This window comes from uncultured Holdemanella sp. (genome assembly GCF_934772795.1).
Lineage (GTDB): Bacteria > Bacillota_I > Bacilli_A > Erysipelotrichales > Erysipelotrichaceae > Holdemanella.
The window spans coordinates 1-11,959 of the sequence record NZ_CAKVMR010000065.1; the positions used below are offsets into that span (position 1 = coordinate 1).

The window sequence follows — 11,959 nt, forward strand, 5'->3', positions numbered from 1 at the left end:
TGAAAAAGATTAGCCAATTTGGATCCACCAACAAGGCTAATCTTCTTTTATTATCTTTTCATGAATAATTCAGGTTTTATTATCTTTGTGTGGATTTGTTCTTACTTGTGTTGCACCTATAAAATTAGCTTTTGATGGTAAAACAACCGAAATATCTTATTTGGATGGAAAAGGAATTTTAGCAGCTATTTTTATTTCGATTTTAACTGTAGAACTATATCGTATAATGCGTGAAAAGAATTTTGGACGTATAAAATTACCGGATTCTGTACCTGATTCACTTTCTGAAACTTTTGCTTCATTATGTCCTGGAATCGTTTTAATCGCTCTTTATTCGGTTTTATTTATTATATTCTTTAACATGAAAACTACATTACCTGGTTGGGTATATACAAAACTTGCACCAGCATTTACAGTAGCAGATAGTATGCCTTTTGTAGTAATTATGACGGCATTTGTACAATTGTTCTGGTTCTTTGGGGTTCACGATGCAGCTTTCTCTGGAATTTTAGCACCTATTCGTGAAAGTGGATTATCTGTTAATGCGGCAGCTAAGTTAGCAGGACATGCAATGCCTCGTGTATTTACAACTCCATTTTGGGTATATTTCTGTGTTATAGGTGGATGTGGTTCTGTACTTGCGTTAGCAATCTTACTTTGTAAATCTAAATCTAAACAATTACGAACAGTTGGACGTGTTGGCTTGATTCCTGCATTTTTCAACATTTCAGAGCCAATTATTTTTGGTGTTCCATTAATGTTAAATCCAATTTTCTTTATTCCATTTATTTTGACTTCAACATTAAATTGCTTTATCGCATATTTATGTACAAGTTTAGGCATTATTGGGAAATCATTCGCAATGCTATCATGGAACATGCCTTCAGTATTTGGTGCGTTTTTATCAACTATGGATATTAAAGCTTTATTTCTTATTATTGTGTTAATCGTGTTAGATGGAGTTATTTATTATCCATTCTTAAAGGTTCAAGAAAAAGAGTTGCTTGAAGTAGAAGAAGAAGAGTGATATAAAATAAGGCGCTATTATGCGTCTTATTTTATTTAGAGGAGGAAATTATGTCAACAGCACACAATAAAGCAAGTTTAGAAGATATCGCAAAAGTCGTTTTGATGCCAGGAGATCCGTTACGAGCAAAATTGATTGCCGAGAATTTTTTAGAAAATCCTGTTTTGTTTAATGACGTACGAGGCATGCTTGGATATACAGGAATATATAAAGGACACCGTGTATCTGTTATGGGAAGCGGTATGGGAATGGCAAGTATGGGGATTTATTCGTATGAACTATTCAAATTCTATGATGTAGATGCCATTATACGAGTAGGTAGTACAGGAAGTTATTCTGAAAGACTACCAATGAAGTCTGTCGCTTTAGTCAAAGGATCTTATTCAGAATCAACTTATGCACTAGCACAAAGTGGCGATACAGATACAATGCAGTACCCAGATAAAGATTTAAATGCATTGATTGAAAGTGTAAGTCAAGAAGTTTCAATTCCGGTTGTTTTGACAAACACACACTCAAGTGATGTGTTCTATTATGAAAAAGATTTAGAACAACCAGAAAAAATGATTGAAGAATACGATGCACTTTGTGTGGAAATGGAAAGTTTTGCCCTATTCCACAATGCGAAGGTATTGAATAAAAAGGCGGCTTGTCTATTAACTGTATCTGATTCTTTATGTACAAATGAGCATTTAAGTGCCGAAGAAAGACAAACATCTTTTAATGAAATGATCACACTTGCCTTAGAAAGTGCAATCCGCTTATGAAATATAAAAAGATAGTTTGTGTTGTCGTTGATTCTTTTGGGATTGGACAAGCTACAGATGCCAAAGACTTCAATGATTTTGGTGCTGATACCTTTGGACATATCTTAGAATATCGTCCGGATTTAAAGATAGATAATCTATATAAATTAGGTTTAGGGAATTTACATCCAAATAGTAAATCTAAACAAAGTATGGGTTATGCCCTTAAGATGCATGAGGCAAGCTGTTCAAAAGATACAATGACAGGACATTGGGAAATGATGGGAATCCATACGACAAAACCATTTAAGACATTTACTGAACATGGTTTTCCAGATGAATTAGTATCTGAATTAGAGTCTTTAACTGGCCATGTCTTTATTGGAAATAAAAGTGCAAGTGGAACAGAAATCTTAGATGAATTGGCTATGGAAGAGATTCAGTCAAACGGAAAGAAATTAATTCTTTATACTTCAGCTGATAGTGTTCTACAAATATGTGGACATGAAGAAGTGACGGGATTAGATGAACTATATCGTGTTTGTCAAATAGCTCGAGAACTCACTTTAAAACCAGAATATAAAGTAGGAAGAGTTATTGCACGTCCTTATGTGGGAAATTCAGTTGGTCATTTTGTACGTACTAGTAATCGTCATGACTATGCCTTGTCTCCATCAAATGAAACAGTTTTAGACGTGTTAAAATCAAATGCATTGGATGTGATTGGGATTGGTAAGATCCGTGACATTTTTAATGGGTGTGGTATTACGAAAAGTATTCATTCTACTTCGAGTCATGAAGGAATGCTTCAAACCATTGAAGAAGTGCAAACGGATTTTACAGGCTTATTATTTACGAACCTTGTAGATTTTGATGCCAAGTGGGGCCATCGAAGAAATGTGAGTGGCTATGCGGATGAGCTTGAAGATTTTGATGTCTTATTAGGTCAATTACTTTCAGTTCTTGATTCCAATACACTATTGATCATTACGGCTGATCATGGAAATGATCCAACCTATAAAGGAACGGATCATACGCGTGAGTGTGTTCCATGTTTAATGTATTCACCAAGTATGAAAGAATATGGAATACTGAATGATTCAAGTTCATTTGGAGTTCTTGGTGCAAGTATTTTAGATAATTTTGATTTAGTTAAACCATCTGATTTAATTGGTGAATCTATTCTTAATTTGACAAAATAGAAAAAATATATTAATTTATTTTAGCGTTTTGGTATCCCCTATGAAACTGCCAAAACATGGGGGAGGTATAATTTAATGAACAAAATGGAACATATGGAAATCAAAAAATTAGTGATTTCTATGAGTTTGCCTATTATCATCTCAATGGTGATTCAGGCTTTATATAATATTGTCGACAGTATCTTTGTTGCCAAGATTTCTAGTGATGCATTAACTGCTGTATCTTTATGTTATCCTGTGCAAACCATTATAGTTGCGATTGCCTGTGGAACAGCAGTTGGCTTTAATACACTACTTGCTCGTTATTTGGGTGAAAAGAAATTTGATTATGCGAATAATACAATGATGCATGGAATCCTATTAGGATTTTTAAATGGACTTGTCTTCTTGGTTTTAGGCCTACTATTTTCTAATATATTCTTATCTTGGTTTACTAGGGATGCTCAAATTCTTGGTTTAGCCAATACATATATTCGTATTTGTACGATGTTTTCTTTTAGTGTCTTTGTACAAATCATCTTTGAAAGAATTATGCAGGCAACTGGAAATGCCATCTACAACATGGTTATGCAAGGAGCAGGAGCTATCATCAATATTATCCTAGATCCCATCTTGATTTTTGGGTGGTTTGGCCTACCTAAAATGGGAGTAACTGGAGCTGCCATTGCGACTGTCATTGGTCAATTTTGTGGCATGATGATTGGCTATTGGATCACAAAGAAAAAGATTGATGCATTAGAAATTAAAATGTCTAACTTTAGCTTTTCGACAGACATTTTAGCTCGCATCTATAAAGTCGGTGTACCTGCTATATTGATGCAGTCGGTATTAAGCTTTATGACTGTTTTTATGAATATGATACTAGCCCCAATCTCAGCTATGGCTATTAGTGCATTTAGCGTGTATTATAAGCTACAAAATTTCTTAAATATGGCCGTACTAGGAATTACCAATGCCTTAATTCCGATTGTTGCCTACAACAATGGAGCTAAAAGAAAAGATCGTGCGTTTGAAGCCATCAGCTTTTCAATGGTTTTATCCATTTCTATTATGGTTGTAGGAACCGTTGTATTCCAGTTGTTCCCAAAACAATTATTATCCATGTTTAGTGCCAATGATGAAATGTATGCGTTTGGTGTTCCGGCATTAAAAATCATTAGCTTAAGCTTTGTGTTTGCCGGCATCAGTATGGTACTTTGTGCAGCATTCCAAGCTTTAAATAAGGCAAATACTTCGTTAGTTATCACTTTGGCTAGACAACTAGTCATCTTGATTCCATTGACATATGGATTGATGAAATGCTTTGGCATTAACATGGGTTGGTATGCCTTTGTCGTTACGGAAATTATATGTTCTGTTTATTCATTGATTGTATGGAGAAAAATGAAAAGGTAGCATTTGCTACCTTTTTGCGTATTTAAATGTATACATACAAATGGATGTGGCAATGGCCACGTTTAAACTTTCAAATGTTTCCATTTCAATTTTGACAATGTGATCACTTAAATCAATCAATTCCTTGCGCACACCCTGACCTTCATTGCCAACAAGAATGGCGTATTTTTCACTTGGCTTGATGTCTTGAAGATCCTTGTGGTTATCATGCAAAGCTGTGGCATACACTTCAATGTTTCTTTCTTGAAGTTGTTTGATCTCTTCTATAAGATCTGTTTGGGTCACAGGAATATAGAATAGGGCTCCTTGACTGGACTGAATCGTTTTTGGATTGTAGATATCAGCACAGCCTTTTGACATATAAATGCAGTCAATGCCAAAAGAGTGGGCGGTTCTTAAAATCGTACCTACATTGCCTGGATCTTGTACATTGTCTAGTAATAGAATGCTTTCTTCTTTTTCTGGTTTTAAGTTTAGTTTTTTACATACACCAATCATCTTTGAATTTGAATTCTGGTTTGACAATTTGTTTAATACTTGTTGCGTAACTGTTTCATAGTTAAAATCTACTGGACATTCAATTCCTTCAAGGATAAATAATTCTTGTAGAGCATTTGCATGAAATGCTTCTTTAACCATATGTTCGCCTTCGACTAGAAATAGACTTGTCTTATCTCTTTCTTTTTTTTGGATCAGTTTGGCGTATTCTTTTATTTTCTTATTGTTTACAGATTGAATCATAAAAAAATATTACCATACTTCGGCTTGAAAAAAAACATGGACTTCGATATAATTTGAACTGTTAAAGCAATGAGAAGACATAGTAGCTATTTAACGCTTAGAAAAGAGAGTAAACCAATTGGTGAAAGGTTTATATAAGTAGGGATAGTGAATTCACCTTTGAGTAAGAGTAAAAACCTCTTCCGTTTCATACGGTTATCATGGTCAATTAAGTGTGTCTATCAAGACGAAGCAAGATGGTAACGCGGCAATAGTCGTTCTTGCGTCGTCTTTTTTTTGTTTTTAGGAAAGGAAGAACAACATGAAAACAATCGAAGAGCTTTTGCAGGAAGCTACACAAAAAATTCAAGATGTCAAAGATTCATCTTCATTGAATGATTTACGTGTCTTGTATCTAGGTAAAAAAGGACCTGTTCAAGAGTTGATGAAGGGCATGAAGGATTTGTCGAAAGAAGAAAAACCTATCTTTGGACAAAAGGTCAACCAGTTGAAACAAGATCTTTCTAAGATGATTGAAGAAAAGAAAGAACAATTGGCGGCTTTAGAAATGCAGAAAAAGATCGAATCTGAAAAGATCGATATCACATTGCCAGGTCGTAAACCAGAACTAGGTAATGCGCACCCATTAAATTTGGTACGCCAAGAACTAGAAGATCTATTCATTGGTTTAGGATATCAAGTTATTGAAGGGGACGATATTGTTGATGATGAATATTGTTTCGAAAGAGCCAATATTCCTAAGGATCACCCAGCACGTGATATGCAGGACTCTTTATATATTGATCCAAATCGTCTATTAAGAACACATACAACAGCCATTCAGATGGTTGTATTAGAAGAAAGTGCACCAAATCTTCCAATCAAAGTCGTATGTCCAGGTAAGGTATACCGTCGTGATGATGATGATGCGACTCACTCTCACCAGTTCATGCAGATGGAAGGATTGGTTATTGGAGAAAAGGTCACTTTAGCGGACTTAAAGGGAACTTTAGAATTCATGGCTAAAAAATTATTTGGTCAAGACCGTCAGATTCGTTTTAGACCAAGTTATTTCCCATTTACAGAACCAAGTGTAGAAGTCGATGTTTCTTGTCACATTTGTAACGGAAAAGGATGTCCAACATGTAAAGGTACTGGATGGATCGAAATTTTAGGTGCTGGAGAAGTACATCCAAACGTATTAAAGATGGCTGGATATGATCCAGAAAAATGTAGTGGGTTCGCCTTTGGTGTAGGTATTGAGCGTGTTGCGATGTTGAAATATGGTATTGATGATATTCGTCATTTCTATACAAATGATAAACGATTCAATTCTACATTCAAACGTTATGAGTAGGAGGATTTAAATATGCGTATTTCAAGAAAATGGTTTAATCAATTTATGGATGTACAAGATCTTTCTATTGAAGAAATGGCAAAACGCATTACCGATGCTGGTTTTGAAGTAGAAGGTATTGAACATTTATCACAAGGAACAAACTTAGTGATTGGTCACGTTGAAACTTGTACAGAACACCCAGACAGTGATCACTTACACTGTACAACTGTCAATATTGGAAATGAAGTTGTCAATATTGTGTGTGGTGCACCCAATGTGGCTGCAGGACAAAATGTAATCGTTGCCCTACCAGGTGCTGTTTTACCCGGTGGAGAAATCAAGAATGGTGTGATTCGTGGTGTTGAAAGTAATGGTATGATCTGTTCATTACTTGAACTAGGGGTAGATCCAGCTAGTTTAAATGATGATCAAAAGAATGGTATTGAAGTATTACCAGCCGATGCACCTGTAGGAAATACAGATCCACTAGGCTATTTAGGTTTAGATGATGAAGTGTTAGATATTGGTTTAACACCAAATCGTAATGATTGTCTAGCTGCATTTAATATGGTAAAAGAAGCAGGTGCCATCTTAAATCGTGAAGTTAAACTTCCAGAATATGAAGGGGCTAGTGATGTGGGTACACCTAGTAACTTGCATGTTGAAAGTACAACTGAAAAATGTCCATTATTCTATGGAAAAGTAATCAACCACTTAACTATCAAAGAAAGTCCAAAATGGATGAAAGAATTATTGGCAGCTAGTGGTGTAAAATCAATCAATAATATTGTCGATATTTCAAATATCGTTATGTTAGAAACAGGACAGCCAATGCACTTCTATGATGCGAAGTCATTGCCAAGCCAAAGTATTGTCGTAGCCGATGGCTTTGATGAAGAATATACGGCATTAGATGGTGTAACTTATAAATTACAACCAGAAGATATTGTCATCACAAACCAAGGTAAACCAATCGGTATTGCCGGTGTTATGGGTGGAGATGATTCTAAGATTCTAGATACAACAGATTCAATTATTATTGAATGTGCTATCTTTGATCATGTTGCGATTCGTAATACAGCACGCCGTTTAAATCTTTCTACAGAAGCAAGTGTTCGCTACCAAAAGGGTATTGAGCCATTAGCTAGTAAAAAAGCGTTGGATCGTGCTGTTCAATTGTTGATTGAATATGCGGATGCGACAGGTATTGAAGAAACAGTTCAATATGGACAAGTTCCTTACGAACCAAAATCTATTTCTTGTACTTTAGAAGCTATCAATAATCGTTTAGGTACAGACTTCAACTTAGATGAAGTTGTCGATGTATTTACACGCTTAGACTTTAAACCTGAAGTAACTAATGATTTGATTACATGTCACATTCCAAGTTCAAGAACTGATATGGAAGGTATGGCCGATCTAAGTGAAGAAGTCATTCGTATGTTAGGCTATGATCGTTTACCAAGTACACTTCCTGTTATGCCTATGACAGAAGGTAAGTTGACTTATAAACAACAATTGACTCGTCAGGCACGTCAATTCTTATGTAGTCAAGGTTTACAGGATTGTTTAACATATACTTTGATCAGTACAGAAAAGAAAGATAATGCGATTTTCAATACGGATGAAGCTATCGAACTTGCGAGTCCTATGAGTGAAGAGCGTCGCTATATTCGTACAAGTATTTTACCTAGCTTGTTAGATGTGGTTTCTTATAACCGTGCTCGTAATATTAAAGATGTCAATGTCTTTGAATTGAGTGATGTAGCTGGTGTAAGTGGAGCTAAAATGCATTTAGCGATTGCGATGAGTGGAAACTTGCAACAAACTCGTTGGACAAATGATGTAACACCAAGTGATTTCTATACATTGAAAGGTTTAGTGGAAGCTTTCTTAGAACAAATTGGTATTGCAGCACAAAGAATTTCATTTGTAGAAAATGATTTAGACACAACACACTTTCATCCATATCGCAGTGCTAAGATCATGTTAGGAAAAGATTGTGTCGGATTATTAGGTGATATTCATCCTCAATATGGTAAGAATATTGTGATGGCTGAACTTGATTTTGATGCGTTGATCGATGTGAAGAAATCAAAAATCAAATTCACTCCAGTTTCAAAATATCCAAGTGTATCTCGTGACTTGGCATTCGTTTTAGATCGTACAATGCCGGTACAAAAGGTAGTGGACACAATCAATAAACAGGGTCGTTTCAATAAAGAAATGATTATTCGTGATGTAGAAGTATTTGATGTGTATGAAGGTGAACACGTAAGTAAGGATGAAAAATCCGTTGCGTTATCGATTACGTTCCAGTCAGATTCTCATACATTAAAAGATGAAGAAATCAACCAAGTGTTTGAAGCTATCCTTGAACATATTCAAAAAGATTGCAACGCAACACTTCGTAGCTAAGAGATGTTTTTGACATCTCTTTTCTTTTGTCTATGAAATCTTGTAAAGGGCTTACAAAAAGATTAAAATAAGACATATAAGGAGATTTTTTCTATGCAAAAATACATTTTAGCAATCGACCACGGAACCACAAGTACGCGTGCTGTTCTATTTGATAAGAAAGCCAATGTGGTTGAGATTGCCCAAAAAGAAACGACAATATCCTACCCACATCCAGGATGGGTAGAACAAGATGCCAATGAGATTTGGTTAGCATGTTTGGCTGTGATGAGCGAGGTGATCTTAAAAAGTAAGATCCGTCCTGAACAAGTCGTTGCGATTGGAATTAGTAACCAGCGTGAAACCAGTGTTTTATGGGATGCTTATACTGGACTTCCAGTAAGTCCAGCTATTGTTTGGCAGTCTAAACAAACAAAGAGTATTTGCGATGACTGGAAAGAGAAGGGATATGAAGAGGTTGTAAAGGCAAAAACAGGTCTTCGTATTGATCCTTATTTTTCTGCAAGTAAGATTCGCTTTATTTTTAATCAAAATCCAGATGTATATGAAAAGGCAAAAAAAGGCGAAGTCTTATTTGGAACAATGGACAGCTGGATCGTATGGAAGTTATCGGGTTCTTTAACGCATATTACAGATGTATCGAATGCGAGCCGTACTCTATTATTTAATATTCATACATTATCTTGGGATGAAGAATTATTAGAAATGTTTGATATTCCTAGACAAATCTTACCGGAAGTCAAACCAACATCTTATGCGTATTGTAAGACAGCCTCTTATCATTTCTTTGGCCAGGAAGTTCCGATTTGTTCAGTTGTTGGAGACCAGCAGGCTGCACTATTTGGTCAAGGCTGCTTTAGTGCAGGCGGCATTAAGAATACTTATGGAACTGGTGGCTTCATGTTGATGAATACAGGAGATAAAATTGTTGAATCGAAGAATGGTTTATTATCGACTGTGGCTTGGCAGATTGGGAATCAAGTCAATTATGCATTAGAAGGAAGTATTTTTGTATCTGGTAGTTTAATGAAGTGGCTTCGTGATCAGTTGCAGTTGTTTGAAAATACGAAAGATACACAAGGCATGGCAGAAAGTGTAGAAAATACCAATGGTGTTTATATAGTGCCGGCCTTTGTAGGCTTGGGTGCTCCATATTGGGATGATGCTTGTCAGGCATGTATTGTTGGTTTAACTTTTGGGGCCAATAAAAATCATATTGTTCGTGCAGCCTTAGAATCTATGGCCTATCAGTCAAAAGATGTATTGGAAGCTATGAGACAGGATAGTCAAATTGATATTACATTGATGAAGGTAGATGGTGGTGCGGCTGCCAATAATTTCTTGTTGCAGTTCCAGAGTGATCTACTTCAAATGCCTGTGCAACGCTTTAAGACCAATGAATTAACGGCTTTAGGTGCAGCTTATTTGGCAGGTCTTTCTTGTGGATATTGGACAAAGGATGAGCTTGGGGTAGATCTTCAAAAAGAGTTTGTACCTGAAAAGAGCGAAGAAGAAATGTCTAGCTTATATGCGAACTGGAAAAAGGCGGTAAAAACTTGCCAGAGTTATAAATAAAAGTTAGAATAAATGCATGGAAATTTATACAAAAGAAGATTTTAAACAAATATTTATCGACTTGGGCATTGAAAAAGGGAGTAAAATTTTATTAGAAGCTGATCTATCTCGTTATAGTGGTTTGGTGGGTAACTATCAAATGTTGATAGAAACGCTGCAAGAATTAATTGGGGATACCGGTTTATTGTGTATGCCTTGTTTCTCCTATTCTTGTTTGGATCCGGCTTGTACAGAGAATCTATATCCTTTTGAAAAGTGGAAAGAAGTACGCGAAAACTTGCCTGGTTATCATGTGTTGTATACGCCGAGTGAAATCTATCCAGAGTGTACAAATTTGTTTTTGCACTATAAAGATGTATATCGTTCAAATCATCCTGTATATAGTTTTGCGTATTGGGGAAGTTTTGATGAACAGATTTTAAAGGTAGATGTCAATGATGCTCTAAGTTTTAAGGGAAGTCTTTCTTTCTTGCACGAAAAAAAGGCCTGCAACCTTCTAATTGGTGTTCCACCAGAAAAGAGTTTAATCGTACAGGCACTTTCAAATGAGTATCAACTGGGTAAGACGATTGTACAAAGGGCTTTTCTTCATTCGAAGCGTCAATTGACAAAGTCATTCCTTGTTCAAATTGTAGATGATGAACTATCTAGAGATTTACTAGATGGTTTGACAGTTCTACAAAGTGAATCGAGTCTAGATGATATCTTTGTACTTAGAAAAGGGGAATAAAAAATTCGCTGATTTTTTCTAAGATGGCTTGGTCTTCTTTTGAGAAGTTATTGAATTCAAAAGAATCAATATCTAAGATGGCAACAAGTTTGTCATCTTTTTTTATAGGAATACAGATTTCAGAATTGGAAGCACAATCACAGGCAATGTGACCTGGAAACTTGTGTACGTCTTCAATTCTTTGTGTTTCTTGTGTTTTAGCACAAGTACCTACAACACCCTTTCCATATGGAATACGAGTACAGGCTACTTTTCCTTGGAAAGGTCCTAAAGTGCATTCTTGATTTTTTTCATCACAAATATAGAAGCCTAACCAATTGATGTTTTCCATTTCATGGAACAAAAGAGCAATCAAATTGGAAATATTTGCGATGTTTGGCAGTGTTTTGTCTACCAAATACTTGGATTGTTCAATTAAAATTTCATTCATTTTTATCACCTTACTTATTTTACCAAAAAATGTATAAAATTAGTGACTTTTGTCATTGAAAAAAGGAATTTTTTTAAGTACTATATAAGTGTAAATAAAGCTTTTTTAAAGGCTTGGGGAATTTGGGATTGATACTAAACCTTCTGTAAGAATAACAGATAGTAAAATTGATAGCGCGAATCATTTTTAGTGTCAAAAACAAATTTTGACGGAAGAAGATTTTAGTAGGCTTGACGGGGCTGAATGAATCTTCTTTCTTTTTTTTCAAACTTTTTTAAAAAAAGGGGTTTACAAGATGGAAATGATTTGGTAATATAGATGAGCACTGCTGAGGTGCACATGATCTTTGAAAACTGAACAGGAAATAAAAATACAAA

At 35.4% G+C, this 11,959-nt stretch carries 10 protein-coding genes; 8 read left to right on the forward strand and 2 right to left on the reverse strand.

Going from position 1 to position 11,959, the window contains the following annotated elements:
• Nucleotides 1-85: 85 nt before the first annotated feature.
• From Q0F04_RS09875 to Q0F04_RS09890, 4 genes are all read left to right on the forward strand, one after another.
• Nucleotides 86-1,027 carry a PTS transporter subunit EIIC gene (locus tag Q0F04_RS09875; protein ID WP_295752844.1) on the forward strand — a complete coding sequence of 314 codons (942 nt, stop codon included), beginning with the start codon at nt 86-88 and terminating at the stop codon, nt 1,025-1,027.
• Nucleotides 1,028-1,077: 50 nt separating this feature from the next.
• Nucleotides 1,078-1,794 (forward strand): purine-nucleoside phosphorylase, encoded by a 717-nt coding sequence (gene deoD, locus Q0F04_RS09880; protein ID WP_295752846.1) that lies wholly within the window; start codon nt 1,078-1,080, stop codon nt 1,792-1,794.
• On the forward strand, nt 1,791-2,975 hold the full coding sequence (locus Q0F04_RS09885) for a phosphopentomutase (protein WP_295752848.1): 1,185 nt from the start codon (nt 1,791-1,793) through the stop codon (nt 2,973-2,975). The genes deoD and Q0F04_RS09885 overlap by 4 nt, the downstream gene beginning before the upstream one ends.
• Before the next feature lie 75 nt (nt 2,976-3,050).
• Nucleotides 3,051-4,370, forward strand: a complete 1,320-nt coding sequence (locus Q0F04_RS09890) for an MATE family efflux transporter (RefSeq protein ID WP_295752850.1) — start codon at nt 3,051-3,053, stop codon at nt 4,368-4,370.
• A gap of 6 nt (nt 4,371-4,376) precedes the next feature.
• Here Q0F04_RS09890 and Q0F04_RS09895 read toward each other — a convergent pair whose 3' ends face one another.
• Nucleotides 4,377-5,111, reverse strand: coding sequence for an RNA methyltransferase (locus tag Q0F04_RS09895; RefSeq protein ID WP_295752852.1), 735 nt, complete (start codon nt 5,109-5,111; stop codon nt 4,377-4,379).
• Nucleotides 5,112-5,412: 301 nt separating this feature from the next.
• On the opposite strand from Q0F04_RS09895, the gene pheS reads away from it, so the two are divergent.
• From pheS to Q0F04_RS09915, 4 genes are all read left to right on the forward strand, one after another.
• Nucleotides 5,413-6,447 carry a phenylalanine--tRNA ligase subunit alpha gene (gene pheS / locus Q0F04_RS09900; RefSeq protein WP_117571509.1) on the forward strand — a complete coding sequence of 345 codons (1,035 nt, stop codon included), beginning with the start codon at nt 5,413-5,415 and terminating at the stop codon, nt 6,445-6,447.
• 12 nt (nt 6,448-6,459) lie between these two features.
• Entirely contained in the window at nt 6,460-8,847 is a 2,388-nt protein-coding gene (gene pheT, locus Q0F04_RS09905) for a phenylalanine--tRNA ligase subunit beta (protein ID WP_295752854.1), read from the forward strand.
• 93 nt (nt 8,848-8,940) lie between these two features.
• Entirely contained in the window at nt 8,941-10,422 is a 1,482-nt protein-coding gene (gene glpK, locus Q0F04_RS09910) for a glycerol kinase GlpK (RefSeq protein WP_295752857.1), read from the forward strand.
• A gap of 16 nt (nt 10,423-10,438) precedes the next feature.
• Nucleotides 10,439-11,152, forward strand: coding sequence for an AAC(3) family N-acetyltransferase (locus Q0F04_RS09915; RefSeq protein ID WP_295752859.1), 714 nt, complete (start codon nt 10,439-10,441; stop codon nt 11,150-11,152).
• Here the strand turns inward: Q0F04_RS09915 and Q0F04_RS09920 are convergent.
• Nucleotides 11,136-11,582 carry a GAF domain-containing protein gene (locus Q0F04_RS09920; RefSeq protein WP_295752861.1) on the reverse strand — a complete coding sequence of 149 codons (447 nt, stop codon included), beginning with the start codon at nt 11,580-11,582 and terminating at the stop codon, nt 11,136-11,138. The two genes, Q0F04_RS09915 and Q0F04_RS09920, sit on opposite strands and share 17 nt — an antisense overlap.
• Between the last annotated feature and the right edge of the window lie 377 nt (nt 11,583-11,959).

Coding starts and splice junctions, on each gene's coding strand:
- deoD (WP_295752846.1), top strand. CDS start 1,078: ATGTCAACAGCACACAATAAAGCAAGTTTAGAAGATATCGCAAAAGTC.
- Q0F04_RS09920 (WP_295752861.1), bottom strand. CDS start 11,582: ATGAATGAAATTTTAATTGAACAATCCAAGTATTTGGTAGACAAAACA.
- pheT (WP_295752854.1), top strand. CDS start 6,460: ATGCGTATTTCAAGAAAATGGTTTAATCAATTTATGGATGTACAAGAT.
- Q0F04_RS09885 (WP_295752848.1), top strand. CDS start 1,791: ATGAAATATAAAAAGATAGTTTGTGTTGTCGTTGATTCTTTTGGGATT.
- Q0F04_RS09890 (WP_295752850.1), top strand. CDS start 3,051: ATGAACAAAATGGAACATATGGAAATCAAAAAATTAGTGATTTCTATG.
- glpK (WP_295752857.1), top strand. CDS start 8,941: ATGCAAAAATACATTTTAGCAATCGACCACGGAACCACAAGTACGCGT.
- Q0F04_RS09915 (WP_295752859.1), top strand. CDS start 10,439: ATGGAAATTTATACAAAAGAAGATTTTAAACAAATATTTATCGACTTG.
- pheS (WP_117571509.1), top strand. CDS start 5,413: ATGAAAACAATCGAAGAGCTTTTGCAGGAAGCTACACAAAAAATTCAA.
- Q0F04_RS09895 (WP_295752852.1), bottom strand. CDS start 5,111: ATGATTCAATCTGTAAACAATAAGAAAATAAAAGAATACGCCAAACTG.